24 protein-coding genes and 1 pseudogene are annotated in these 26,204 nt (G+C 54.9%); 9 read left to right on the top strand and 16 right to left on the bottom strand.

Annotation, left to right across the window (positions count from 1 at the left end; all coding sequences use genetic code 11):
* Positions 1-131 precede the first annotated feature (131 nt).
* Genes hcaE through hcaD form a run of 5 tightly spaced genes read left to right on the top strand, consistent with a single transcriptional unit; the run spans position 132 to position 4,349 of the window.
* Complete coding sequence (gene hcaE / locus IB214_RS06395; protein ID WP_115257767.1) at positions 132-1,493, top strand: 3-phenylpropionate/cinnamic acid dioxygenase subunit alpha; 1,362 nt, start codon at positions 132-134, stop codon at positions 1,491-1,493.
* Positions 1,490-2,008, top strand: coding sequence for a 3-phenylpropionate/cinnamic acid dioxygenase subunit beta (hcaF, locus tag IB214_RS06390; protein WP_117343496.1), 519 nt, complete (start codon positions 1,490-1,492; stop codon positions 2,006-2,008). The genes hcaE and hcaF overlap by 4 nt, the downstream gene beginning before the upstream one ends.
* Positions 2,008-2,325, top strand: a complete 318-nt coding sequence (gene hcaC, locus IB214_RS06385; protein ID WP_096756145.1) for a 3-phenylpropionate/cinnamic acid dioxygenase ferredoxin subunit — start codon at positions 2,008-2,010, stop codon at positions 2,323-2,325. Before hcaF ends, hcaC begins: the two co-directional genes overlap by 1 nt.
* Positions 2,325-3,137, top strand: coding sequence for a 3-phenylpropionate-dihydrodiol/cinnamic acid-dihydrodiol dehydrogenase (gene hcaB, locus IB214_RS06380; protein WP_115257764.1), 813 nt, complete (start codon positions 2,325-2,327; stop codon positions 3,135-3,137). The genes hcaC and hcaB overlap by 1 nt, the downstream gene beginning before the upstream one ends.
* 9 nt (positions 3,138-3,146) lie before the next feature.
* Positions 3,147-4,349: a phenylpropionate dioxygenase ferredoxin reductase subunit gene (gene hcaD, locus IB214_RS06375; RefSeq protein ID WP_117343495.1), complete on the top strand. Its 1,203-nt coding sequence runs from the start codon at positions 3,147-3,149 to the stop codon at positions 4,347-4,349.
* Between the two features lie 92 nt (positions 4,350-4,441).
* Here hcaD and glyA read toward each other — a convergent pair whose 3' ends face one another.
* On the bottom strand, positions 4,442-5,695 hold the full coding sequence (gene glyA / locus IB214_RS06370) for a serine hydroxymethyltransferase (protein ID WP_115257762.1): 1,254 nt from the start codon (positions 5,693-5,695) through the stop codon (positions 4,442-4,444).
* A 326-nt stretch (positions 5,696-6,021) separates the two neighbouring features.
* On the opposite strand from glyA, the gene hmpA reads away from it, so the two are divergent.
* Entirely contained in the window at positions 6,022-7,212 is a 1,191-nt protein-coding gene (hmpA, locus tag IB214_RS06365; RefSeq protein ID WP_117343494.1) for an NO-inducible flavohemoprotein, read from the top strand.
* Positions 7,213-7,308: 96 nt separating this feature from the next.
* On the opposite strand, the gene glnB is transcribed toward hmpA, so the two are convergent.
* The 6 genes and pseudogenes from glnB to purL form a co-directional block, all read right to left on the bottom strand.
* The gene (gene glnB / locus IB214_RS06360) at positions 7,309-7,647 is read right to left on the bottom strand and encodes a nitrogen regulatory protein P-II (protein ID WP_002438074.1); all 339 of its coding nucleotides are present in this window, start codon (positions 7,645-7,647) and stop codon (positions 7,309-7,311) included.
* Positions 7,648-7,715: 68 nt separating this feature from the next.
* Complete coding sequence (gene glrR, locus IB214_RS06355) at positions 7,716-9,050, bottom strand: two-component system response regulator GlrR (RefSeq protein WP_304571763.1); 1,335 nt, start codon at positions 9,048-9,050, stop codon at positions 7,716-7,718.
* Positions 9,050-9,793 (bottom strand): two-component system QseEF-associated lipoprotein QseG, encoded by a 744-nt coding sequence (gene qseG, locus IB214_RS06350; protein ID WP_117343558.1) that lies wholly within the window; start codon positions 9,791-9,793, stop codon positions 9,050-9,052. Before qseG ends, glrR begins: the two co-directional genes overlap by 1 nt.
* Before the next feature lie 22 nt (positions 9,794-9,815).
* The gene (gene qseE / locus IB214_RS06345) at positions 9,816-11,246 is read right to left on the bottom strand and encodes a two component system sensor histidine kinase QseE/GlrK (RefSeq protein WP_115257759.1); all 1,431 of its coding nucleotides are present in this window, start codon (positions 11,244-11,246) and stop codon (positions 9,816-9,818) included.
* Positions 11,247-11,659: 413 nt separating this feature from the next.
* Positions 11,660-11,866: pseudogene (locus IB214_RS06340) on the bottom strand (hypothetical protein); the annotation flags it as partial.
* A gap of 161 nt (positions 11,867-12,027) precedes the next feature.
* Positions 12,028-15,915: a phosphoribosylformylglycinamidine synthase gene (gene purL, locus IB214_RS06335; protein WP_117343492.1), complete on the bottom strand. Its 3,888-nt coding sequence runs from the start codon at positions 15,913-15,915 to the stop codon at positions 12,028-12,030.
* A 268-nt stretch (positions 15,916-16,183) separates the two neighbouring features.
* Between purL and mltF the strand changes: the two genes are divergently transcribed.
* On the top strand, positions 16,184-17,734 hold the full coding sequence (gene mltF, locus IB214_RS06330; protein WP_117343491.1) for a membrane-bound lytic murein transglycosylase MltF: 1,551 nt from the start codon (positions 16,184-16,186) through the stop codon (positions 17,732-17,734).
* A gap of 55 nt (positions 17,735-17,789) precedes the next feature.
* On the opposite strand, the gene tadA is transcribed toward mltF, so the two are convergent.
* From tadA to murQ, 4 genes are read right to left on the bottom strand one after another with little or no spacing between them, the layout of a single operon-like run.
* The gene (tadA, locus tag IB214_RS06325) at positions 17,790-18,326 is read right to left on the bottom strand and encodes a tRNA adenosine(34) deaminase TadA (protein WP_096756135.1); all 537 of its coding nucleotides are present in this window, start codon (positions 18,324-18,326) and stop codon (positions 17,790-17,792) included.
* A gap of 17 nt (positions 18,327-18,343) precedes the next feature.
* Positions 18,344-18,979 carry a phosphatidylglycerophosphatase C gene (yfhb, locus tag IB214_RS06320; RefSeq protein ID WP_096756134.1) on the bottom strand — a complete coding sequence of 212 codons (636 nt, stop codon included), beginning with the start codon at positions 18,977-18,979 and terminating at the stop codon, positions 18,344-18,346.
* A gap of 3 nt (positions 18,980-18,982) precedes the next feature.
* The gene (locus IB214_RS06315) at positions 18,983-20,347 is read right to left on the bottom strand and encodes a PTS transporter subunit EIIC (protein ID WP_115257755.1); all 1,365 of its coding nucleotides are present in this window, start codon (positions 20,345-20,347) and stop codon (positions 18,983-18,985) included.
* Positions 20,348-20,356: 9 nt separating this feature from the next.
* Positions 20,357-21,250 (bottom strand): N-acetylmuramic acid 6-phosphate etherase, encoded by an 894-nt coding sequence (gene murQ, locus IB214_RS06310; protein WP_115257754.1) that lies wholly within the window; start codon positions 21,248-21,250, stop codon positions 20,357-20,359.
* A gap of 116 nt (positions 21,251-21,366) precedes the next feature.
* Between murQ and IB214_RS06305 the strand changes: the two genes are divergently transcribed.
* Both IB214_RS06305 and IB214_RS06300 read left to right on the top strand, forming a co-directional pair.
* Positions 21,367-22,215, top strand: a complete 849-nt coding sequence (locus IB214_RS06305; protein WP_096756131.1) for a MurR/RpiR family transcriptional regulator — start codon at positions 21,367-21,369, stop codon at positions 22,213-22,215.
* Between the two features lie 55 nt (positions 22,216-22,270).
* Positions 22,271-22,531, top strand: coding sequence for a YfhL family 4Fe-4S dicluster ferredoxin (locus tag IB214_RS06300; protein WP_096756130.1), 261 nt, complete (start codon positions 22,271-22,273; stop codon positions 22,529-22,531).
* Here the strand turns inward: IB214_RS06300 and acpS are convergent.
* Genes acpS through rnc form a run of 5 tightly spaced genes read right to left on the bottom strand, consistent with a single transcriptional unit; the run spans position 22,528 to position 25,993 of the window.
* Entirely contained in the window at positions 22,528-22,908 is a 381-nt protein-coding gene (acpS, locus tag IB214_RS06295) for a holo-ACP synthase (protein ID WP_115257753.1), read from the bottom strand. The two genes, IB214_RS06300 and acpS, sit on opposite strands and share 4 nt — an antisense overlap.
* A complete protein-coding gene (pdxJ, locus tag IB214_RS06290; protein WP_115257752.1) occupies positions 22,908-23,639 on the bottom strand; it encodes a pyridoxine 5'-phosphate synthase in 732 nt (243 codons plus the stop codon). The genes acpS and pdxJ overlap by 1 nt, the downstream gene beginning before the upstream one ends.
* An 11-nt stretch (positions 23,640-23,650) precedes the next feature.
* Positions 23,651-24,379 carry a DNA repair protein RecO gene (recO, locus tag IB214_RS06285; protein ID WP_096759353.1) on the bottom strand — a complete coding sequence of 243 codons (729 nt, stop codon included), beginning with the start codon at positions 24,377-24,379 and terminating at the stop codon, positions 23,651-23,653.
* A gap of 31 nt (positions 24,380-24,410) precedes the next feature.
* Positions 24,411-25,316, bottom strand: a complete 906-nt coding sequence (gene era, locus IB214_RS06280) for a GTPase Era (protein WP_096756127.1) — start codon at positions 25,314-25,316, stop codon at positions 24,411-24,413.
* Complete coding sequence (gene rnc / locus IB214_RS06275; RefSeq protein WP_003037579.1) at positions 25,313-25,993, bottom strand: ribonuclease III; 681 nt, start codon at positions 25,991-25,993, stop codon at positions 25,313-25,315. Before rnc ends, era begins: the two co-directional genes overlap by 4 nt.
* Positions 25,994-26,204 lie beyond the last annotated feature (211 nt).

Raw genomic sequence — 26,204 nt, 5'->3', positions numbered from 1 at the left:
TGCTCCTTGTTATCGAAAAAACGTCTCAGCTGGTAGATATTTACTATTTCACAGATTGATAACTAACCAGCAACATCCTTGGGGTACAAAAAAAGAAGGTCAATACATCTTAGCTTTCGGGATTAAAAAATATGACCACACCCTCAAATTTAGACATCTACTCACTGATCGACACGCAAAATGGTCGCGTAACCCCACGGATTTATACCGACCCCGACATTTACCAACTGGAACTGGAACGCATCTTCGGACGCTGCTGGCTGTTTCTCGCTCACGAAAGTCAGATCCCGAAGCCGGGTGACTTTTTCAATACCTACATGGGCGAGGATGCGGTGGTGGTCGTGCGACAAAAAGACGGCAGCATCAAAGCCTTTCTCAATCAGTGCCGACACCGCGCCATGCGTGTCAGCTACGCCGACTGCGGCAATACCCGCGCTTTTACCTGTCCGTATCACGGTTGGTCTTACGGCATTAACGGCGAGCTGATTGACGTGCCGCTGGAGCCACGCGCCTACCCGCAAGGGCTGTGCAAGTCCCATTGGGGGCTGAACGAAGTGCCCGGCGTCGAGAGCTACAAGGGGCTAATCTTCGGCAACTGGGACACCACCGCGCCTGCGCTGCGTGATTATCTCGGCGACATCGCCTGGTACCTGGACGGCGTGCTGGATCGTCGCGAAGGCGGCACCGAAATCGTTGGCGGCGTACAGAAATGGGTGATCGACTGCAACTGGAAATTCCCCGCTGAGCAGTTCGCCAGCGACCAGTATCACGCGTTGTTTAGCCACGCTTCTGCCGTGCAGGTGCTCGGCGCCAAAGATGACGGCAGCGACAAACGCCTCGGCGACGGGCAAACCGCACGTCCGGTGTGGGAAACCGCCAAAGATGCACTGCAGTTCGGTCAGGATGGGCACGGCAGCGGATTTTTCTTTACTGAAAATCCCGATGCCAACGTCTGGGTCGACGGCGACGTCTCCAGCTACTATCGCGACACCTACGCCGAAGCCGAGCAACGACTGGGCAAGGTTCGCGCTCTGCGTCTGGCGGGTCATAACAACATTTTCCCGACGCTGTCCTGGCTGAACGGCACCGCCACACTACGCATCTGGCACCCGCGCGGGCCGGATCAGGTCGAAGTGTGGGCGTTCTGTATTGCCGATAAAGCGGCCTCTGATGACGTAAAAGCCGCGTTTGAAAACAGCGCCACCCGCGCCTTCGGCCCGGCTGGTTTTCTTGAACAAGATGATTCAGAAAACTGGTGCGAGATCCAGAAGCTGCTCAAAGGCCACCGCGCTCGGAACAGCCAGCTGTGTCTGGAAATGGGCTTGGGTCAGGAAAAACGTCGTGAAGACGGCATTCCGGGGATCACCAACTACATCTTCTCGGAAACCGCCGCACGCGGGATGTACCAGCGTTGGGCCGATTTGCTAAGCAGCGAAAGCTGGCAGGAAGTGCAGGAAAAAACCACCGCTTACCAGCAGGAGGTAATGAAATGAGCGCGTTAGTTTCTCTGGAACTGCATCATCGCATTACCCAGTTTCTCTACCACGAAGCCAGCTTGCTGGATGACTGGAAGTTTCGCGACTGGCTGGCGCAGCTTGACGACGAGATCCGTTACACCATGCGTACGACGGTGAATGCCCAGACTCGCGACCGCCGCAAAGGGGTGCATCCGCCGACCACCTGGATTTTCAACGACAACAAAGATCAGCTCGAGCGCCGCATTGCACGTCTGGAAACCGGCATGGCCTGGGCAGAAGAGCCGCCGTCGCGCACCCGGCATCTGATCAGCAACCTGCAAGTTAGCGAAACCGACGTTCCCGATGTGTTTCGCGTCCGACTGAACTACCTGCTGTCTCGCGCACAAAAAGAGCGGGATGAAACCTTATACGTTGGCATACGCGTGGACAAAGTACGCCGCTTGCCGGGCGATGAGTGGCGTTTACTGGAGCGTGAGATCGTGCTGGATCAGGCGGTGATCTCCTCCCATAACCTGAGTGTACTGTTCTGATGAATCGTGTATTTGCCTGCCCCGTAGGGGATTTGCCGGAAGGTGAAGCGCTGCGGCTCGACACCTCGCCAGTCATCGCGTTGTTTAACGTTGGCGGTGCGTTTTATGCCATTAACGACCGCTGCAGCCACGGTAATGCCTCGATGTCGGAAGGGTATCTGGAAGACGATGCCACCGTGGAGTGCCCACTGCACGCCGCCAGTTTCTGCCTGAAAACCGGCAAAGCGTTGTGCCTGCCCGCCACCGATCCGCTGACCACCTATGCGGTGCACGTGGAAGGCGGCGAGGTATTTATTGATATGCCTGAGGGGGCCTGATGAGCGATTTACGCGATAATGTCGTCTTTATTACCGGCGGCGGTTCCGGCCTGGGCCTGGCGCTGGTCGAGCGCTTTATTGAAGAGGGTGCGCGGGTCGCTACACTGGAGCTCTCCGCTGCCAAAGTCGCCTACCTGCGCGAGCGTTTTGGTGAGCATGTGCTGGCGGTGGAGGGGAATGTCACCCGCTACGCCGACTATCAGCGCGCGGTGGATAACATTCTCACGCGATACGGTACGCTCGATTGCTTTATCGGCAATGCGGGAATTTGGGATCATAACGCCTCGCTGGTAAACACCTCTGCCGAGGCGCTGGAAACCGGCTTTCACGAGTTATTCAATGTCAACGTGCTGGGATATCTGTTGGGGGCCAAAGCCTGCGCCCCCGCGCTTATCGCCAGCGAAGGCAGCATCATTTTTACCCTGTCCAACGCAGCATGGTACCCCGGAGGCGGCGGTCCGCTGTATACCGCCAGCAAGCATGCAGCAACCGGTCTGATTCGCCAGTTAGCCTACGAGCTGGCACCCAAAGTTCGCGTCAACGGCGTGGGGCCATGCGGTATGGCGACCGATCTGCGCGGCCCGCAGGCGCTGGGTCAGAGCGATACATCGATTATGCAGTCGCTAACGCCGGAAAAAATTGCCGCCATTTTGCCGCTGCAGTTTTTCCCGGAGCCGGCAGATTTTACCGGCCCGTATGTGATGCTGGCGTCACGGCGCAATAACCGCACGCTGAGCGGCGTGATGATCAATGCCGACGCCGGTCTGGGCATTCGCGGGATTCGTCACGTTGCCGCCGGACTGGATCTCTGAGGAGGCATTATGTACCACAATATCATCGCCATTGTCGGCGGCGGACAGGCCGCGGCAATGGCGGCAGCCGCACTGCGTCAACAGGGGTTTGACGGCGAGATCCATCTGTTTTCCGATGAGCCGCATCTGCCCTACGAACGCCCTCCACTTTCCAAAACCATGCTGTTGGACGACGTGCCGCAGCTGCAGCCGGTGCTGAACGCAGACTGGTGGCGGGATAATAATGTTCAGCTGCATCTGGGCGTCACCGTTCAAACGCTCGGGCGAGAAACGCAAACGCTGGTACTGGCTGACGGACAGACCTACCCGTGGGATCAATTACTGATTGCCACAGGCGCAGCGGCACGCCCGTTCCCATTACTGGATACGCTCGGTGACCGCGGCTTCACGCTGCGCCACGCCGGAGATGCAGCGCGTCTACGAGACGCGCTCAGCCCCGGGCAGTCGATCGCTATTGTCGGAGCCGGAACCATCGGACTTGAGCTGGCTGCCAGCGCCACGCAGCGCGGTTGTCAGGTCACCGTCATTGAACTGGCTGCCACGGTGATGGGTCGCAACGCTCCGCCGCCGATACAACGTTATCTGGCCGCCCGCCACCAGCAGGCTGGCGTACATTTGTTGCTGAATAATGCGATTGAACAGGTGGCTGGCGGGGAACGCATCGCCCTCACGCTGCAACGTGGCGAACAGCTTCAGGTTGATAGCGTGATCTACGGTATCGGGATTGTCGCCAACGACGGGCTTGCCCGTGATGCGGGTCTTGATGTGGCAAACGGCATTATCATTGATGCGTCGTGCAGAACCGTCGATCCGAACATTTTTGCCGCCGGAGATGTGGCAGTACAGCGTTCGCCAGACGGTACGCTGCAACGTTGCGAAAGCTGGGAAAACGCCAATAATCAGGCGCAAACTGCCGCGGCAGCCATGCTGGGGCTGACACTCCCGACGCTACCTCCGCCCTGGTTCTGGACCGATCAGTTCAGCGACAACCTGCAGTTTATTGGCGATATGCGTAGTGATGGCTGGGTCGTGCGCGGCAGTCCAGATGACGGCAAGGCTATCTGGTTTAACCTGCAAAACGAGGTGATAGTCGGCGCGGTAACGCTCAACCAGGGACGAGAAATGCGGCAGCTGCGCAAGTGGATTCAGGCAAAGAAAAAGCCGCTGTTAGCGGCTTTACTTGATGAGACGGTGACGCTTAAGTCGATATAACTGCCGGATGGCACTGCGTTTATCCGGCCTACAAGTAACTCATATGTAGGCCGGATAAGGTGTTTACACCGCCATCCGGCAATCCGTATGACTTATGCGTAAACCGGGAAGCGAGCGCAGATATCCAGCACTTTGGCTTTAATGCGTTCGATAGTGGCTTCATCATTGATGTTGTCCAGAATGTCACACATCCAGCCAGCCAGTTCTTTCACTTCCGCTTCTTTAAAGCCGCGACGGGTCACTGCCGGAGAACCAATACGGACACCGGAGGTCACGAACGGGCTCTTCGGATCGTTCGGTACGCTGTTTTTGTTAACCGTGATGTTCGCACGGCCCAGCGCCGCATCGGCTTCTTTACCGGTCAAGTTTTTGTCGACCAGATCCAGCAGGAACAGGTGGTTTTCAGTGCCGCCAGAAACCACTTTGTAGCCGCGGTTCAGGAACACTTCAACCATCGCTTTGGCGTTTTTCGCAACCTGCTGCTGGTAAACTTTGAACTCTGGCTCCATCGCTTCTTTCAGCGCCACAGCTTTTGCCGCGATCACGTGCATCAGCGGGCCGCCCTGTGCGCTTGGGAACACAGCGGAGTTCAGTTTTTTGTACAGCTCTTCGCTGCCGTCTTTTGCCAGGATCAGGCCGCCGCGCGGACCCGCCAGGGTTTTGTGGGTCGTGGTGGTAACAACGTGTGCATGCGGAACCGGGTTCGGGTATACGCCTGCAGCAATCAGACCGGCAACGTGTGCCATGTCGACGAACAGGTATGCACCGATGCTGTCAGCGATTTCACGCATTTTTGCCCAGTCAACCACACCGGAGTACGCAGAGAAGCCACCGATAATCATCTTCGGTTTGTGGGCCTGAGCCTGCTTAGCCATGTCTTCGTAGTCAATCTTGCCGGATTCATCGATGCCGTAAGGGACGATGTTGTACAGTTTGCCGGAGAAGTTGACCGGGGAACCGTGAGTCAGGTGACCGCCTTGCGCCAGGTTCATACCCAGAACGGTATCGCCCGGCTGCAGCAGCGCAGTGTAGACCGCGAAGTTAGCCTGAGAACCCGAGTGCGGTTGGACGTTAGCGTAGTCGGCACCAAACAGCTCTTTCGCGCGGTCAATCGCCAGTTGTTCAACGATATCCACATACTCGCAACCGCCGTAGTAGCGCTTGCCCGGATAACCTTCAGCGTATTTGTTGGTCAGCTGAGAACCCTGCGCCTGCATGACACGCGGGCTGGTGTAGTTTTCGGAGGCGATCAGTTCGATGTGCTCTTCCTGACGTACTTTTTCCTGCTCCATAGCCTGCCACAGTTCGGCATCATAATCGGCAATGTTCATTTCACGCTTTAACATCCGCATCTCCTGACTCAGCTAACAATAGAATTTCGGCCTAAAAAGGCAGTCCTGTTGGACGACGGCCAACAGTATAACCGAATCAATCTTCGATAACAGGTCTTGACAAAGGATTTTACGCAAACGATTACCTTCACAGCACACAAGGCTTTGGAGAATAATAACATGGCAAATTTCAACGGATTTCTTTTCAGGTTTGTGATGCAGATTTTTCAAGTTGTAACCTTTACAACGCAAAGTTACAAAGAACCATTTACAATGCAGGGGTATTTTTTATAAGATGTATTTGATATACATCATTAAAGCCTCAGATAAAGGAAGACCGTATGCTTGACGCACAAACCATCGCTACAGTGAAAGCCACTATTCCCCTGCTGGTCGAAACCGGCCCGAAACTGACCGCCCATTTCTACGATCGCATGTTTACGCATAACCCGGAACTCAAAGAAATCTTCAACATGAGTAACCAGCGTAATGGCGATCAGCGTGAAGCGTTGTTTAACGCTATCGCCGCTTACGCCAGCAATATCGACAACCTGGCGGCGCTGTTGCCTGCGGTCGAAAAAATTGCCCAGAAGCATACCAGCTTCCAGATTCAGCCTGAGCAGTACAACATCGTGGGCGGTCACCTGCTGGCAACGCTGGACGAGATGTTCAGCCCAGGGCAAGAAGTGCTGGACGCGTGGGGTAAAGCGTATGGCGTGCTGGCTAACGTCTTCATCAACCGCGAAGCTCAGATTTACAGTGAGAACGCCAACAAAAATGGCGGCTGGGAAGGTACTCGTCCCTTCCGCATTGTGGCAAAAACACCGCGTAGCGCATTAATTACCAGCTTTGAGTTTGAGCCCGTCGACGGCGGTGCGGTGGCTGAATACCATCCGGGGCAGTATCTGGGCGTCTGGCTTAAGCCGGAAGGTTTCCCGCATCAGGAAATTCGTCAGTACTCTCTGACCCGCAAACCGAATGGCAAGGGTTACCGCATTGCAGTTAAGCGTGAAGACGGCGGTCAGGTTTCAAGCTGGCTGCATAACCATGCGAAAGTCGGTGACATCGTTCATTTAGCCGCACCGGCAGGCGATTTCTTTATGGATGTCGCCACCGATACTCCGGTGTCGCTGATTTCCGCAGGCGTTGGTCAGACCCCGATGCTGGCAATGCTGGATACACTGGCGAAAGCTGGACACACGGCGCAGGTAAACTGGTTCCACGCGGCAGAAAACGGCGATGTGCATGCCTTTGCTGATGAAGTGAATGAGCTGGGCAACTCACTGCCGCGCTTTAGTGCCCACACCTGGTATCGTGAACCGAATGAAGCAGACCGTGAAAAAGGCGCGTATGACAGCGTGGGCCTGATGGATCTGAATAAACTGGAAGGTGCAATCAGCGACCCGGCGATGCAGTTTTATCTGTGCGGTCCGGTCGGCTTTATGCAGTTTGCCGCGAAGCAGCTGATCGGTCTGGGTGTGAAGAACGAGAATATTCATTACGAATGCTTCGGTCCGCATAAAGTCCTGTAATTACGTCATGCCTGATGGCGCTGCGCTTATCAGGCCTACGGGGTTTTGTAGGCCTGATAAGGTGTTTACACCGCCATCCGGCAAGCACGGCGCGGCTTAAATTGCTGCGTCGTCTTCTTCGCCAGTACGGATACGCACCACGCGTGCCACGTCAAAGACAAAAATCTTACCGTCGCCAATTTTACCCGTTTGAGCCGTGCGAATAATGGTATCGACACAGGTATCCACGATGTCGTCGGTAACCACAATTTCAATTTTTACCTTCGGCAGAAAATCCACCATGTACTCCGCACCACGGTACAGCTCGGTATGGCCCTTCTGACGGCCAAAGCCTTTCACTTCCGTTACGGTCATACCGGTAATGCCCACTTCTGCCAGCGCTTCGCGGACGTCGTCGAGCTTGAAGGGTTTAATAATCGCATCAATCTTTTTCATGGTTTTCCTGTCGTTTTTATCGCGTAACCGGCTGCTCACCGTATCATAAATCAGTCGTATTTACGGTGCTACTCTTTAAAGTCGTTTGCATCCAGCTCATGTCGAGAAAGCAATTTATAGAATTCGGTGCGGTTGCGCCCCGCCATTCGCGCTGCGTGGGTCACGTTGCCTTTGGTTATTTGCAGCAGCTTACGCAGGTAGTTCAGTTCAAACTGGTTACGCGCTTCAACAAAGGTTGGCAAGGCGGTATTTTCACCTTCCAGCGCCTGCTCCACCAGCGCGTCACTGATCACTGGCGATGAGGTGAGCGCCACGCATTGTTCGATAACGTTGACCAGTTGACGCACGTTGCCCGGCCAGCTGGCGGTCATTAAACGCTTCATGGCATCGGTCGAGAATGCGCGCACAAACGGTTTGTGCCGTTCGGCGGACTGACGCAGCAGATGGTTCGCCAGCAAGGGAATGTCTTCCGTACGTTCAGCCAGCGGCGGGATCTTCAGGCTCACCACGTTAAGGCGGTAGTAGAGATCCTCACGGAATTCGCCCCGCGCCATCGCTTTGGGTAAGTCGCGGTGCGTTGCGGAGACAATCCGCACGTCAATGTCGATATCACGGTTGCTGCCAAGGGGGCGAACTTTACGCTCCTGCAACACACGCAGCAATTTCACCTGCAATGGCGCGGGCATATCGCCTATCTCATCCAGAAACAGCGTCCCGCCCTCGGCGGCCTGAAATAGCCCCTCACGATTGCTCACCGCCCCGGTAAACGCGCCACGCGCATGACCAAACAGCTCGGACTCGAGCAATTGTTCCGGCAACGCGCCGCAGTTAATCGCAATAAAAGGTTTGCTGCCGCGCGGGCTGGCGTTATGGATAGCCTGGGCAAAAATTTCTTTGCCGGTACCGCTTTGGCCGTTAATCAGCACGCTGACGTCCGATTGCGCCACCATACGCGCCTGCTCTAACAGACGCAGCATCAACGGGCTGCGGGTGACAACCGATTCGCGCCAGCCGTCATCGGTCGCCGGGGCAGATTGTTCCAGCGCCCCGTCAATGGCGTTGTATAACGCGTCTTTATCGACCGGTTTGGTCAGAAAACTAAACACGCCCTGCTGAGTTGCAGCTACCGCATCCGGAATTGAACCATGCGCGGTCAGGATAATAACCGGCATACCCGGCTGGACTTTCTGGATTTCGGTAAACAACTGCATGCCGTCCATTTCATCCATGCGCAGATCGCTGATGACCAGATCCACCTTTTCACGGTTAAGCACCCGTAACCCTTCCTGCCCGCTTTCCGCCGTCACGACGCTGTAGCCTTCACTGGTTAAACGCATGCCGAGTAATTTCAACAATCCCGGATCGTCATCGACCAGCAGCAAATGTGCGGGTTTACGGCTTATCATGGCGTTACCTCCTCGCTCGAGGACCCGGTGCCCCCGGCATCGTCAGGTGTGGAGAGTTTTTCATTCCCATGCAGCGCATCAGGATTGTAACTGCCGGCAGGCTTGCGCGTGGAAAGCTGACGCTCAATATCGGTCAGATTTTCCAGTTTGCGGGTAGTGAGATCGAGCTGCGTCTGCAAATGCTGTTGCTGCTGACGCAGCGTATCAAGATCGCTGTCTGACGACTGTTGAAGTTTGCTGTAGCGCATGCGCTCTTCGGCCAACTGTAACTGCAGAGTTTGGCCGCTAAACCAGACCTGATACAGCGGCCGTACCTGCGCCGGAATTTGCGGACTGAGCGCATCAAGTCGCGTCACCACATCTCGTCTTTCCGGCGGTGTGATATTGGCACTGGCGAGCAGGATCCCGCGCTTAAACGCGCCCTGCCAGGTGTCAGTGAGCTGGGTACTGGCTTCACTACGGGCTTGAACTGGCATCAGGCGGTCAGCACAGTCCATGGCACGCAGCCAGTACAACGGATTGCTGTCCGTAGACTGCTCCTGCAGTGACCAGATATCTGCGCACTCGGTTGAAAGGTAATCCGCCAACTGATGGGGCGGAATTTTCTCCTGTGAAGGATCGCCGATAATATGATCCACCGCGTTCGGCACACACCCCACCAGCGCCAGGCACGGCAAGCTTAGCAATAATGCGCGGCGGAAAAAATGTCGTTTAAGCATTCGGACAACAACGTGTGGCATACTCACCAGACTTAGATTCATTTTAATGGTTTTTCATTGCAGATAGCGGCAATTCGATGCGAAAACAAACGCCTTGCGCATAATCGTCGACCAGGTACAGCTCCCCCCGCATACGGCGGATGCAATCTCTGGCGATACTGAGTCCTAATCCGCTTCCTTTTACCGCCCCTTTTCGCTGATGGCTTCCCTGGAAAAAAGGCTCGAAGATCATGGTTTTTTCTGCTGGCGGAATCGGCTCGCCGGTATTCATTACGTCAATGTACACCGTCGCACCATGCAAGCTGCTGCGGATGCAAATGGTACCGGATTCAGCACCATAGTGCACCGCATTGGAATAAAGATTGTCCAGCACGCTCATTAACAGCACCGGCTCTGCCAGACAGGCGCTTTCTGCCAGCGCCACATCAGTATGTATCATTTTGGCGCGCGCGGGCAGACTATGTGCAGAAACCACTCTCTCCACGAGCGGCGCGATTTCAACCCTTTCCAGTTGAATCGCGTCATCGGCCAGCTTGCGGTTGTAATCAAGCAGTTGCTCAATCAGTTTTTGCAGATTGCGGCTGCTGTCATCCAAAATGCCGACAACTTCTTTTTGTTCCGGCGTCAGTGGGCCAACGACCTGATCGGCCAGCAGTTCGGTTCCCTCACGCATACTCGCCAGCGGCGTTTTGAGTTCATGTGAAAGATGGCGTAAAAATTGATGCCGCTGAGATTCAAGCCACGACAGGCGCTCACTCAGCCAGATAATACGCTGCCCCACCGATCGCAGCTCTCGCGGACCGGTAAACGATACGGTATCGCCCAGCGAGCGGCCTTCCCCCAGACGGTTGATCATTCGTTCAATGGCTTTTACCGGACCGATGATCATCCGCGTGAACAGCAGCACCATCGCCAGGCTAACGAGAAACAGTACCAGTGCCTGCCAGCCAAAGAACTGACCACGTTCAGCAATTTCTTGTTGCAGCTGCTGGCCGCGCGAGAAGACCACGGTTCGCGTGGCCTGCACCATCTCGGTATTGGCATTGGCAAAAGCCTCAAGACGTGCAGCCGCCACACTGTCGGGGCCGCTGTTTTGACACTGCAACTGCGCGAGATCGTTCAGATCCTGGCGAAGCGCCTGATAGAGTTTGACGTCAGGCAACACACCCGCATGGGCATCCAGCATATCGCTGTAACGTTTACGCTGCCCCTGATAAACCTTCGCCAGTGTCGGGTCATCCAGCACGCAGTATTGCCGATAGCTGCGTTCCATCTCCAGTGCCGCGTTAGTCATCGCCTCACTCCGCCGGGCGTCAATCAGCGTGGTGCGGTTGGTTAGCGCCGCCTGGGCGCTTAGGGCATTCAGACTTTGCCATGCCTGCCAGGCCAGAACTAACAGAGGCAGCAGGATCAGCAAAAATGCCAGCGTAACCAACTGACGTAAAGACCGGGGGAAAACAGACCAGCGCTTCAAGGCGTTACTCTCAACGAAAAGGGATAGGACGATGCTAACTGAGGGGAACGCCAGATACAACAAAGCCGGGAATGACCCGGCTTTGTTATGGAATAAGGCGGTGCCTAACTCGACGTTTCGCCCGGAGTTTGATATGCGCAAGGCAAATATCAGAAGTTGGACGGCAGGCACCTTGTTGTGCGTCATTCGAAGTTTATGTAGCGCGTCCCGAAGGGGCTGACATAAGAAGGTGAATGAGCCACTGCTTAGTATTATGCAGCAAGCGTGCCAATATTCAAAACATTATATTAACACAATGATAAATATACAAAATATATTCATTTAATCGATGAATGGTTTTGGCTGTTTTTTGCGCCATGTGTCGCTAATTAGCAACAACTGTAGCACTTAAAAACAAAACACTTATAAATCAATTAATTAAATGTCTCTTTTTGACGACGCCACCCTACCCTCGATGTCGGGAATTCCCGACACTTTAATTTTGCGGCGCAAGCACTGAGTTTATTGCCGGATGGCGGCGTAAACGCCTTATCCAGCCTACAACCGCTCTTCCCCGTAGGCCTGATAAGCGCAGCGCCATCAGGCAGTATCGCGCACATTGCCGGATGGCGGCGTAAACGCCTTATCCAGCCTACAACCGCTCTACCCCGTAGGCCTGATAAGCGCAGCGCCATCAGGCAGTATCGCGCACATTGCCAGATGACGGCGTAAACGCCTTATCCGACCTACAACATAAAAAAAGCCCCTCACGTGGAGGGGCCTTGAACATCACACGGTCGTGTTAGCCGAGTTGTTTACGCGCGTTACGGAAGATGCGCATCCACGGGCTGTCCTCGCCCCAGTTTTCCGGGTGCCAGGAGTTGCTCACCGTGCGGAACACACGTTCCGGATGTGGCATCATGATCGTTACGCGGCCATTTTCGGTGGTCACCGCCGTGATCCCGTTTGGCGAACCGTTCGGGTTAGCCGGATAGGTTTCGGTGACTTTACCAAAGTTGTCGACGAAACGTAGCGCCACCAAACCTTTGCTTTCCAGTGCCGCCAAATGCGCATCATCACGGACTTCCACACGCCCTTCACCGTGAGAAACGGCAATCGGCATCATGGAACCCACCATACCCTGCAGCAGCAGCGACGGGCTTTGCGTTACTTCTACCAGGCTAAAGCGCGCTTCAAAGCGATCGGAGTGGTTACGCACAAAACGTGGCCACAGGTCGCTACCCGGGATCAGTTCACGCAGATTAGACATCATCTGACAGCCGTTACACACCCCGAGCGCCAGCGTCTGCGGGCGATGGAAGAAGGTTTCAAACTCATCACGCACGCGGTTGTTGAACAGAATGGATTTCGCCCAACCTTCACCGGCACCTAATACGTCACCGTAAGAGAAGCCGCCACAGGCCACCAGCGCCTGGAAATTCCCCAGACCAATGCGCCCGCCCAGCAGATCGCTCATGTGAACGTCGATGGCGTCAAAGCCCGCACGGTGGAACGCCGCAGCCATTTCAACGTGAGAGTTAACGCCCTGCTCGCGCAGCACGGCCACTTTGGGGCGTGCGCCGGTGGCGATGTACGGGGCTGCAACGTCTTCGTTGATATCAAACGACAGTTTTACGTTAAGACCGGGATCGGTATCGTTGGCTTTGGCGTTATGTTCCTGATCGGCACATTCCGGGTTGTCGCGCAGACGCTGCATCTGCCAGGTGGTTTCTGCCCACCACATACGAAGCGTGGAGCGGCTTTCGCTGAACACCGTCTGACCGTTGGCAGTAATCACAAAACGGTCGCTGGCTTCAGCCTGGCCAACATAGTGAACGCAGTCGCCGAGGCCATGCTGTGCCAGCAGCGCTTCTACCGCCTCACGATCCGCCGCGCGAACCTGAATCACCGCACCTAACTCTTCGTTAAACAGTGCCGCCAGGCGGTCATCGCCGAGCGTGCTGATATCCGCTTGAATACCGCAGTGACCGGTAAAGGCCATTTCCGCCAGCGTCACCAGCAGACCACCGTCAGAACGGTCGTGGTAGGCCAACAGCTTACGCGCAGCAACCAGCGCCTGCATGGCATCATAGAAGCCTTTCAACTGCGCAACGTTGCGGACATCCGCCGGTTTGTCGCCCAGTTGGCGATAGACCTGCGCCAGTGCAGTCGCACCCAACGCGTTATGACCCAGACCGAGGTCAATCAGCAGCAAGGCGTTGTCTTCGGTTGAGAGTTCAGGGGTGATGGTGTGACGGACATCTTCCACACGGGCAAACGCGGTGATCACCAGCGACAGCGGCGAGGTCATTTCACGCTGTTCGTTGCCTTCCTGCCAGCGGGTTTTCATCGACATGGAGTCTTTACCCACCGGGATAGTCAGGCCAAGCGCCGGGCATAGCTCTTCCCCTACCGCTTTGACCGCTTCGTACAACCCGGCATCTTCGCCAGGGTGGCCGGCTGCCGCCATCCAGTTTGCGGAGAGCTTGATACGTTTGATATCGCCAATCTGCGTCGCCGCAATGTTGGTCAGCGCTTCCCCCACTGCCAGACGGGCAGAGGCAGAGAAGTCCAGCAGCGCAACCGGCGCACGCTCACCGAGAGACATCGCTTCACCATAATAGCTATCCAGGCTGGCGGTGGTCACTGCGCAGTTCGCCACCGGGATCTGCCACGGCCCGACCATTTGGTCGCGCGCTACCATGCCGGTGACGGTACGGTCGCCGATGGTTACGAGGAACGTTTTTTCTGCGACGGCAGGCAGGTGCAGCACGCGGTTGACCGCATCGCCCAGCGTAATCTGCTCACGCGCAAGCTGCTCGCCCTTCGCTTTCAGCGTTTGCACATCGCGGGTCATTTTTGGTGTTTTGCCCAGCAGCACATCGAGCGGCAGATCGATCGGCTGATTATCGAAATGACGGTCATTCATCGAAAGATGTTGCTCTTCGGTGGCCTCACCGATTACCGCATACGGTGCGCGCTCGCGCTTACACAGTTCGTCAAACAGGGGCAACTGATCTGCAGCAACCGCCAGGACGTAACGCTCCTGAGATTCGTTACACCAGATCTCCAGCGGACTCATGCCTGGCTCATCACTTAAGATATCGCGCAGCTCAAACTTACCGCCGCGTCCGCCGTCACTGACCAGCTCAGGCATCGCATTAGACAGACCGCCCGCACCCACGTCGTGGATGAACAGAATCGGGTTCGCATCCCCCATCTGCCAGCAGCGGTCGATCACTTCCTGACAACGACGTTCCATTTCTGGGTTGTCGCGCTGTACGGAAGCAAAATCCAGATCGGCATCGGACTGGCCGGAGGCCATTGAAGACGCCGCCCCGCCGCCAAGCCCGATGTTCATTGCCGGACCGCCGAGGACGATCAGTTTGGCACCGACGACGATCTCACCTTTCTGCACGTGATCGGCGCGAATGTTGCCGATCCCACCGGCCAGCATGATGGGTTTGTGATAGCCGCGCAGCTCTTCACCGTTGTGGCTATTCACTTTTTCTTCATAGGTACGGAAATAGCCGGTCAACGCCGGGCGACCGAATTCGTTGTTAAACGCCGCGCCGCCCAGCGGGCCGTCAGTCATGATATCCAGTGCGGTAACGATCCGATCCGGCTTGCCGAAATCTTCTTCCCACGGCTGTTCAAAGCCCGGAATACGCAGGTTGGACACGGAGAAACCCACCAGCCCAGCTTTCGGCTTCGCGCCACGCCCGGTCGCACCCTCGTCGCGGATTTCACCGCCGGAGCCAGTTGCTGCGCCCGGCCATGGAGAGATAGCGGTCGGGTGGTTGTGGGTTTCGACCTTCATCAGGATATGCGCAGGCTCCTGATGGAAATCATAACGACCGGTTTGATGGTCGGCGAAGTAGCGCCCGACCTCAGAGCCTTCCATCACTGCCGCGTTGTCTTTATAGGCAGACAAGACGTGATCCGGCGTGGTTTCGAAGGTGTTTTTAATCATCTTGAACAGCGACTTCGGCTGCGGTTTACCGTCGATTACCCAGTCGGCGTTAAAAATTTTATGGCGGCAGTGCTCAGAGTTGGCCTGCGCAAACATGTACAGCTCGATGTCGTTCGGGTTGCGTCCCAGTTTGATAAACGCATCCTGTAAATAGTCGATTTCATCGTCTGCCAGCGCCAGACCCAAACGCAGGTTCGCGTTGATCAGCGCCTGGCGACCTGTACCCAGCAGGTCAACGCTAGAAACCGGCGCCGGTTGGTGATGAGCAAACAACGCTTGTGCATCGTCCAGCGCAGAGAAAACCGTTTCCATCATGCGGTCGTGTAACACGGCAGCCACTTCCTGCCACTGTTCAGCGCTTAGCGTGGAGACTTCAACATAGTAGGCAACGCCACGTTCCAGACGGCTAATCTGTTGCAAGCCGCAGTTATGGGCAATATCAGTCGCTTTAGAAGACCAGGGGGAGATGGTTCCCGGGCGAGGCGTAACCAGCAGCAGCTTGCCTTCAGGGACGTGGCTGCTGAGACTCGGACCGTATTGCAACAAGCGTGCAAGTTGCGCATGCTCATCCTCGTTTAACGGGGCATTCAGGTCAGCAAAATGGACATACTCGGCGTAAATAGTGTGAACCTGAAGATTGGCCGCCTGAAAACGCGCCAGCAATTTGTTAATACGGAATGCAGACAGTGCAGGCGAACCACGCAGAATTTCCATCATAAGTCTCTCGTCTTCGAAGCGCCTGAGGCGCTTATAAGTGTGCGCAAGGGGGGAAACGGGCGTCATTATAAAGAATCTGCCGCGCCGACGAAACCGTTTGCGTCGAAATAAAATCACAACCGTCAGTTATCCTCAAATGCTGCCCCCCTGCTGAAGGAGTTGCCAACTGACGCAAGTTTAAGCAAAATGCCGCTCATTGATGATGAATTCACTTCTTAATCGCGAGCATAGCAGGCTGAAACAACGCACGGTTCAGAGAATTAACTAATTGAAAAAATTAAAGATTAATTATCTGTTTATCGGCATTTTGACGTTGCTGCTGGCAGCGGCCTTGTGGCCATCCATTCCTTGGTTCGGTAAAGCCGACAATCGTATCGCCGCCATTCAATCGCGGGGAGAGCTGCGCGTCAGTACCATTGACTCTCCATTAACGCATTCCACTCTTACCGGGAAACGCTTCGGGCTGGATTATGAGCTGGCCCAACAGTTCGCCCGTTATTTAGGCGTGAAGTTAAAAATCACCGTGCGCCAGAACATCAGCCAGCTTTTTGACGACCTCGACAACGGCAAGGCCGATCTGCTCGCCGCCGGTCTGGTCTATAACAGCGAACGGGTCAAAAATTACCAGCCAGGCCCCACCTACTACTCGGTTTCCCAGCAACTGGTGTATCGGGTCGGGCAATATCGTCCACGCACCCTGGCCAACGTGACAGATAAACAATTGACTATCGCCCCCGGGCACGTGGTGGTGAACGACCTGCAACACCTGAAAGAAACAAAATTTCCTGAGCTGAGCTGGAAGGTCGATGATAAAAAGGGCACCACGGAACTGCTCGATGATGTCATCAACGGCAAGCTGGACTACACCATTGCCGATTCCGTAGCGATCAGTCTGTATCAGCGCGTACACCCTGAACTGGCCGTCGCACTGGATGTCTCTGACGAACAACCGGTGACCTGGTTTAGCCCGCTGGACGATGACAATACACTTTCCGCCGCCCTGCTTGATTTCTTTAACACCATCAATGAAGACGGGTTACTGGCGCGGCTGGAAGAAAAATATCTCGGGCATGGCAATGATTTTGACTATGTCGATACCCGCACGTTCTTACGGGCGGTCGACAGCGTATTGCCTGATCTCAAGCCGCTGTTTGAGAAATATGCGCAAGAGATAGACTGGCGATTGCTGGCGGCCATCTCTTATCAGGAATCGCACTGGGATGCGCAGGCCACCTCGCCGACCGGCGTACGTGGTCTGATGATGCTGACCAAAAATACCGCCCAGAGTCTGGGATTAACGGACCGAACCGACGCCGAGCAAAGCATCAGCGGGGGCGCTCGCTATCTGCAAGATATGATGAGTAAAGTTCCGGATACCGTCCCCGAGGGCGAACGGATCTGGTTTGCGCTTGCCGCCTATAATATGGGGTATGCGCATATGCTGGATGCCCGCGCGCTGACGGTAAAAACCAAAGGTAACCCGGACAGTTGGGCCGACGTAAAACAGCGCTTGCCGCTGCTCAGCCAAAAGCCCTGGTACAAAAAACTGACCTATGGCTATGCACGCGGCCACGAAGCCTATGCCTACGTAGAGAATATCCGTAAGTATCAGATAAGTCTGGTGGGATATCTGCAGGAGAAAGAAAAGCAGGCGATCGAAACGCAGCAACTGGCACAGGATTATCCGGCGGTTTCGCCCGCAGAGTTGTTAGGGAAAGAGAAATTTCCGCTCTCAGCGTTTCTCTCGCAAACCTCGTCGAACTATCTGACGCACACCCCTTCACTGCTGTTTTCCCCGCAGAAGAAGGAGGAAAAGTAGTGGCATGCTCATGCCGGATGGCGGCTTAAAATCCTTATCCGGCCTACCGCTGTAATCACTCCGTGGCGGACTTTTTCAGGGCTTTAATTTCCTGACGACGCATACGGAAGAAGTCACTGAGCAGGGTGGCGCATTCATCACGCAATATGCCTTCTGTCACCTCAACCCGGTGATTCATGCCCGGATGATGCAGTACATCCATTAACGAACCTGCGGCCCCCGTTTTCGCATCACGCGCACCAAATACCACCCGACCGATACGGCTGTGTACCATTGCACCCGCACACATTACGCATGGCTCAAGGGTGACGTACAGTGTGGCATCCAGTAAGCGGTAATTTTGCAGGACCAGCCCGCCCTGACGCAGCGCCATGATTTCAGCATGAGCGGTGGGATCGTGATGACCAATCGGCCGATTCCAGCCTTCGCCAATCACACGATTGTTATGCACCAGAACCGCGCCCACCGGAACCTCACGCTCATCCCAGGCGCGCTTTGCTAGCGTTAACGCATGACGCATCCAGTATTCGTGGCTAAATTCAACATCAGACAAAGGCAGAACTCCAGTAATCAAAGCGGGCGCATTATACACAGACGCTATCGTTTACTCTATTCGAGTTGCTGCAGCTCTCCACGCGGCGTGACGCGCCAACGATGCTGGCAGAACGAGAGCAGCGGATTGTCCTGCTTACTGTCGCTGTAGCCGCTATACAGCGCCAGCGGGGCGCCAATCTGGCGTTCCAGTTGAGTGACTTTCTCATGGCCAAGGCAGCGTAAAGGCAGCACCCAGCCACCGTAACCGCGCGCCATTTGACTGGCGATAAGATTCACCCGAGGCAGCCACGGGGTGTCAAAGTAAACCTGCTCGACCAGCGACTGCGGGGAACCGGTGATCAGCCAAATATCCGCATCAGAGCTTAACAGATAGGTGGTCAGGCGCTGCTGCACCAGCGGAAACGCCGTCACGTGATGGCGAAACCAACGCACAAAATCAGCTTGGTGGGCTTTAAGGCGTGCTTCTCGCCGACCAAAAGTGCATCCCCACAGGAGCAAACTCATTGGCCAACGGGCGGCGCGCCCTTTGATCAACATCGCCACCGCGATAATCGGTAACAGCGGCAGTACAAGCAGCGCATTCAACGGTTGGCGGCGCAGCAGATAACGCAGAAAACTACCGAACATATCCTGCTGGTGTAACGTACCGTCCAAATCAAAAAAGACAACGCGACGCTCGTGATTGGTCAAACCTTAGTCCTCTGGATCGTTGAACCCCAATAGCCAGGTAAACAAGAACCCGGCGATAACCGCTACCAGATAGCCTAACAGATAGAACATCACTTTTCCGGCAACAATCGTCAGCGCCAGCGGTAATCCCGAGATACCAAAGGTGATAACCGTCGCCACTTTCCAGTAGCTGATCAGCGCCCCACCGACCGCACCACCGAGGCAAGCGCCGATAAACGGTTTACCCAGCGGCAGCGTTACGCCAAAAATCAACGGCTCGCCAATGCCCAGTAACCCGACCGGCAGCGCGCCTTTGATCACTTTTTTCAGTCGTGCGTTACGGGTTTTCATCAGAACAGCAATTGCGGCGCCAATCTGACCGACCCCGGCCATCGCCAGGATGGGAAATAGCGCGTTATAGCCATGCGCCTGCACCAGTTCCACGTGAATCGGCACCAGCCCCTGATGGAGTCCGGTGAGCACCAGCGGCAGGAACGTTCCCGCCAGCACCGCGCCGACCAGGAAACCGCCGCGATCAATCGCCCAGGAGGCGCCGTGGGCAATGGACTCGGAGATCCAGCCACCGAGCGGTTGTAGCGCCACAATCGCAATCGTCCCGGTAATCAGGGTGGTCAGCAACGGATTAAGGATCAACTCCAGCGATTCCGGCAACACCTCGCGGAATTTGCGCTCTATCCAGCACATTAACGCCACCACCAGCAGCACCGCAATCACCCCGCCACGCCCGGGCTGTAGCGCCTCGCCAAACAGGGTAATTTGCGCTAGCTGTGGGCTGGAGAGAATGCCGGCCATTACGCCGCCCATTGCCAGCGAACCCCCAAACACTTTGGCCGTATTCACCCCCACCAGAATATTCATGATGGCAAAAACGGCGCTGCCGAAAATACCTAACAGCCCCAGCATATTGGGATAATGGGTGGCAAAGTCGCCCACAATATCAGGGCGCTTGAGGATATTGATAATACCGGTAATCAAACCGGAGGCGATAAACGCCGGGATCAGCGGAATAAAGACGTTTGCCAGTTTACGCAGCGCATCGCTCATTGGCGCTTTGTACTTCGCTTTCACCTGAGATTTTGTGCGTTCAATGTCGTGTGCATGCGGACGTTCGCCGTCATCAGCAATCAGAGAACGCATGGCATCCACCACTTTGGCGGCCTTACCGGGACCGACAATAATCTGATGCTGCGCCCCCTGCTTCACATAGCCGCTGACGCCGGGCAGCTGCTTCAGCCGGGGAATATCCAGTTGGTCGTCATCCTGGACTTCTACCCTGACGCGGGTCATACAGTTTTCCAGGCGCAGAATATTTTTTTCTCCGCCAACCCCCAGCAGAATATCGCTGGCAAGCGCCGCCGTTTTGTCCATATGTACCTCTTAGTGTTCTAACGCCGCGCGTAAAAAACCCTGGTGAGCGGAGAGTTTTGCCCTGGCTGCCGTCGCGTCTAGCCCGGTCAGCGCCATCAGAATGGCGGGCTTAACGTCAAAATCGGTCTGCTTCAGTAACGTTTCAGCGTCTTCGCGCGAAATGCCGGTAGCTTCCACCACCATCCGGCAGGCCCGATCGACCAGCTTGGCGTTGGTCGCTTTCATATCCACCATCAGGTTCTGATACACCTTGCCAAACTTCACCATCGCACCGGTGGAAATCATATTTAGCACCAGTTTCTGCGCGGTGCCCGACTTCAGACGGGTTGAACCGGTCAGCGCCTCCGGACCAACCACCACGGAGATGGCGATATCCGCTTCGCGGGCAATAGGTGAGTCCGGATTACAGGAAATCGCGACCGTCGTACAGCCCACCGCATGCGCATATTTCAGGCCGCCAATCACATACGGTGTCCGACCCGATGCCGCCAGACCGACAACCAGATCCTGCGCGGTCAGATTCAGCGCCCGCAGGTCATCTTCCCCAAGCTGCGAGTTATCTTCTGCGCCTTCAACCGCTTTTAATAACGCCCCTGGCCCACCGGCAATCAGCCCGACCACTAATCCGTGCGGTACACCAAAAGTTGGCGGACATTCTGAGGCATCCAGCACGCCGAGACGTCCGCTGGTCCCTGCCCCCATGTAAATAATCCGCCCGCCTGCTTTAAGTGCCTGCGCAGCCGCATCAACCGCCTGCGCAACTTCAGACAGTGTCGCTTTTACTGCTTCCGCTACCAGCGTATCCTGTTGATTAAAACGATGTACCAGCTCAAGCGTGGATAACGCATCGAGATCCATCGTTTGTGGATTGCGGGTTTCTGACACTAACGCACCGAGATTCATTTTTGTTCCTTAGGAATTTTTAATTCATAATAATCCGTCATAATGGAATATTATATTCACTCAGGCGAGTGAAATGTTGTTTTGTAATCGCCATCACGTTTTCGCCAGGAGACAGCATGAACTGTTTGATTCGCATTCGTCAGCGTTACCCTGACCTCGCACAAAGCGATAAAAAGCTTGCGGATTATCTTCTTACGCAACCAGATAATGTGCGTCATCTCAGCTCTCAGCAGCTAGCTTTTGAAGCGGGCGTTAGCCAGTCCAGCGTCGTGAAGTTCGCGCAGAAAATGGGCTTTAAAGGCTTCCCGGCCCTCAAATTGGCGATCAGCGAAGCGCTGGCCAGCAATCCCAATCCGCATTCTGTTCCGGTGCACAATCAGATCCGCGGTGACGATCCTATGCGACTGGTAGGTGAGAAGCTAATTAAGGAGAACGTGGCAGCGATGCATGCCACGCTGGACGTCAATAGCGAAGACAAACTAATGGAAAGCGTCACGATGCTGCGCACAGCCAGGCGCATTATCCTCACCGGCATTGGCGCCTCGGGCCTGGTGGCGCAAAATTTTGCCTGGAAGCTATTGAAGATAGGATTTAATGCGGTCGTTGAACGCGATATGCATGCCCTGCTGGCGACCGTACAGGCGCTGGATTCAAACGATCTCCTGCTGGCCATTTCGTATAGCGGAGAGCGACGCGAACTCAATCTGGCCGCGGATGAAACATTACGCACCGGGGCAAAAATCCTCGCCATCACTGGCTTTACTCCCAATGCCCTGCAGCAGCGAGCCACCCGTTGCCTGTACACCATTGCCGAAGAACAGGCCACGCGCAGTGCCGCAATTTCATCAACGCATGCGCAAATGATGTTGACTGATTTACTGTTTATGGCGCTGGTGCAGCAAGATCTCGAACATGCCCCGGAGCGGATCCGCCACAGCGAAGCGCTGGTAAAAAAACTGGTTTGAGCAAAGAATGCGCGTATAATGCCCGCCCGATTTGTGATGTTTTGAGAGTTTCCTGATGGCCCTGTTAATCACTAAAAAGTGTATCAATTGCGATATGTGCGAACCCGAATGCCCGAATGAGGCCATTTCAATGGGTGACAGCATTTACGAGATTAACAGCGACAAGTGTACGGAATGCGTAGGTCATTACGACACGCCAACCTGTCAAAAGGTGTGCCCGATCCCCAATACTATTTTGAAAGATCCGGCACATATCGAAACAGAAGAACAGCTGTGGGATAAGTTTGTGTTAATGCATCACGCAGACAAGCTTTAACTCTCAATAATGACCGTGGCGCAGGCATAGTGACGTTCATCGGCCAGCGTCACGTGCATATGCATAACACCGAGCTTCTCCGCCAGTTTTAACGCCTCTCCCCATAACCGCAAACGCGGCTTGCCGAGTTCATCGTTGAACACTTCGAACTGATTAAATGCCAGCCCGTTACGAATGCCGGTGCCAAAGGCTTTTGCCGCCGCCTCTTTTACCGCAAAACGCTTCGCCAGAAAACGCACCGGCTGCTGATGCGTTTCCCAAATGGTCCATTCGTTGTCGCTGAGGACGCGTCTGGCCAGCCGATCGCCGGAACGGGAGATCACCGCTTCAATGCGCGCAATCTCCACGATGTCCGTGCCTAATCCCAGAATCGCCATTAGCCACGCGCTTCCAGCATTAGACGTTTCATTTCCACTACGGCGTCTTTCAGACCGCTCATCACCGCACGTCCGATGATCGCATGACCAATGTTCAGCTCGTGCATTTCCGGGATCCGCGCAATAGCTTTGACGTTATGGTAAGTCAGGCCGTGGCCGGCGTTCACCTTCAGACCCAGGCTGGCAGCAAAGGTCGCAGCTTTGGCGATACGTGCCAGTTCGCTGGCCTGTTCAGCATCGGTTTTCGCATCAGCATAGCAGCCGGTGTGAATTTCAATATACGGCGCGCCAACATCAGCAGCCGCTTTAATTTGTTCTTCATCGGCATCGATAAACAGCGAGACCATGATCCCCGCATCCGCCAGACGCTTGCAGGCATCACGCATTTTGTCGCGTTGACCCGCCACATCCAAGCCGCCTTCAGTGGTGACTTCCTGACGTTTTTCCGGCACCAGGCAGCAGAAATGCGGCTTGGTTTCAACCGCGATGGCCAGCATCTCTTCCGTCACCGCCATTTCCAGATTCATACGTGTATCCAGCGTTTGACGCAGAATTCGCACGTCTCTGTCAGTAATATGACGACGGTCTTCACGCAGATGAACGGTGATCCCATCCGCCCCCGCTTGCTCAACGATAAATGCCGCCTGAACCGGGTCCGGGTATGCGGTGCCGCGTGCGTTACGTAAAGTGGCAATGTGGTCAATGTTGACGCCTAACAGTAATTCGGCCATGACAATCCTCGTTAATCATTATTTGTTTTTACTGCGCGTTTTGGCAAAAATTGCCGGAACAGTTCCCGGCTTTTTAACGGCTTACCACCAAGATACGGCTTTAACGCCATGCGGGTAAAGCGTTTCGCGGCACGTAACGTATCGGCATCCGGAAATTCACGCGATGCAAGTGCTTTGAGATGGCGTCCGGTAAAGGTGTTGTTATCAATAACGATGCTGGCGATAAACCCTTTTTCTTCCCGATAGCGATAGGTCATGGTGTCGTCCACCGGTTCACCGCTGCCCGCACAGTGGGCAAAATCCACGCCGTAGCCCAGATGACCGAGCAACGCCAGCTCAAAGCGACGTAGGGCGGGCTCTGGTGAACCGGATGTGCCTGCCAACGCCTGGATACAGTTCAGGTAATCGAAAAAGAGTTCAGAAAAGCGGGTCTCGTACTCAAGCACGCGAGAAATGAGTTCGTTGATATACAGACCGCTGTACAGCGTGATTCCGCTAAGCGGGAGTGCCAGAGAGACGGCTTCAGCGCTACGTAGGGTTTTGACCTCACCACGTCCACCAAAGCGAAGTAATAATGGGGTAAAAGGCTGGAGTGCGCCTTTCAGATTGGAACGTTTGGAACGTGCGCCTTTAGCCACAAGGCGCACGCGACCCGACTCTTCCGTGAAAACGTCCAGCACTAAACTGGTTTCGCTCCAGGGGCGACTATGCAGGACAAATGCGCGTTGCCATCCATCCATCATAATACTCGTCGTCTTTCAGAGGAAGGGTTTAGACGTCGTCGCCGTAACCGAGACTGCGCAGCGCGCGTTCGTCATCGGCCCAGCCAGATTTCACTTTCACCCACAGTTCCAGGTGCACAGGCGCTTCGAACATTTCCTGCATGTCTTTACGTGCTTCAATACCGATGGTTTTAATTTTGGCCCCTTTGTTGCCAATTACCATCTTCTTCTGCCCTTCGCGTTCGACAAGGATCAGGCCGTTGATGTCGTAGCCGCCACGTTCGTTAGGGATAAAGCGCTCAATCTCAACGGTCACAGAATACGGCAGTTCAGCACCAAGGAAACGCATCAGCTTTTCACGGATGATTTCAGAGGCCATAAAGCGCTGCGAGCGGTCGGTGATGTAATCTTCCGGGAAGTGATGAATCGCTTCCGGCAGATGCTTACGCACGATGCCCGCAACGGTATCGACATTCATGCCGGTTTCGGCAGACATCGGTACGATGTCGAGGAAGTTCATCTGGCTTGCCAGGAACTGCAGGTGCGGCAGCAGATCGGCTTTTTCCTGGACGTTATCCACTTTGTTGACCGCCAGGATAACCGGAGCTTTACCGTCACGCAGTTTGTTCAGCACCATTTCGTCGTCCGGCGTCCAGCGCGTGCCCTCTACGACGAAAATAATCAATTCAACGTCACCAATAGAACTGCTGGCCGCTTTGTTCATCAGGCGGTTGATGGCACGCTTTTCTTCCATGTGCAGGCCCGGGGTATCAACATAAATAGCCTGATACGCGCCTTCGGTATGAATACCGACAATGCGGTGACGGGTCGTCTGCGCCTTACGGGAGGTAATGGAAATCTTCTGCCCAAGCAGATTATTCAACAGGGTGGATTTACCAACGTTCGGGCGACCGACGATGGCAATAAATCCGCAATAGGTTTTTTCTTCGCTCATTCCAGCTCCAGTTTTTTCAACGCCTGTTCGGCGGCAGCCTGCTCAGCCTTACGACGGCTCGAACCTGTGCCAACCACCGGTTCACTCAGGCCGCTAACCTGGCAGTGGATAGTAAATTCTTGATCGTGCGCTTCGCCACGGACCTGTACTACCAGATAAGACGGCAGCGGCAGGTGGCGACCCTGCAAGTATTCCTGCAAACGCGTTTTCGGATCTTTTTGTTTGTCGCCCGGACTAATTTCATCCAGACGGGTTTGATACCAGTTAAGGATCAGTTGTTCAACAGTCTGAATATCACTGTCGAGGAAGACGCCGCCGATCAGTGCTTCGACGGTATCAGCCAGAATAGATTCACGACGGAAGCCGCCGCTTTTCAGTTCGCCCGGCCCCAAACGTAAACATTCGCCGAGATCAAACTCACGGGCTAATTCAGCCAGCGTATTACCGCGCACCAGCGTGGCGCGCATGCGACTCATATCACCTTCGTCCACACGCGGAAAACGATGATACAACGCATTGGCAATAACAAAGCTCAAAATAGAGTCGCCTAAAAATTCTAAACGCTCGTTATGTTTGCTGCTGGCACTGCGGTGAGTTAATGCCTGCTGCAACAGTTCCTGATGATTAAAAGTGTAGCCCAGCTTCCGTTGAAGCCGATTAATTACGATGGGGTTCATGCGATACCAATAAATGAATGCGTCAACAATCCAGCACACGAAACAGACCTGATATACATCACTCGGTTAGCCGTTTCGGCGTCGCCTGAATGCGCTTGTATACGAATCAACGCTGTTTCGTGTGCCGTGGCAACCTGACGGTGCCAACCTAAAACTACGGGGGAATATTCTATACACAACGACAAGTGATGTCGTTAGTCTGCGGGAATTT

This window comes from Citrobacter sp. C1 (genome assembly GCF_014596895.2).
In the GTDB taxonomy this organism is placed as follows: domain Bacteria; phylum Pseudomonadota; class Gammaproteobacteria; order Enterobacterales; family Enterobacteriaceae; genus Citrobacter; species Citrobacter gillenii.
Note: the sequence above shows the minus strand (reverse complement) of the source record. Positions and strands in the feature narration are given on the sequence as shown.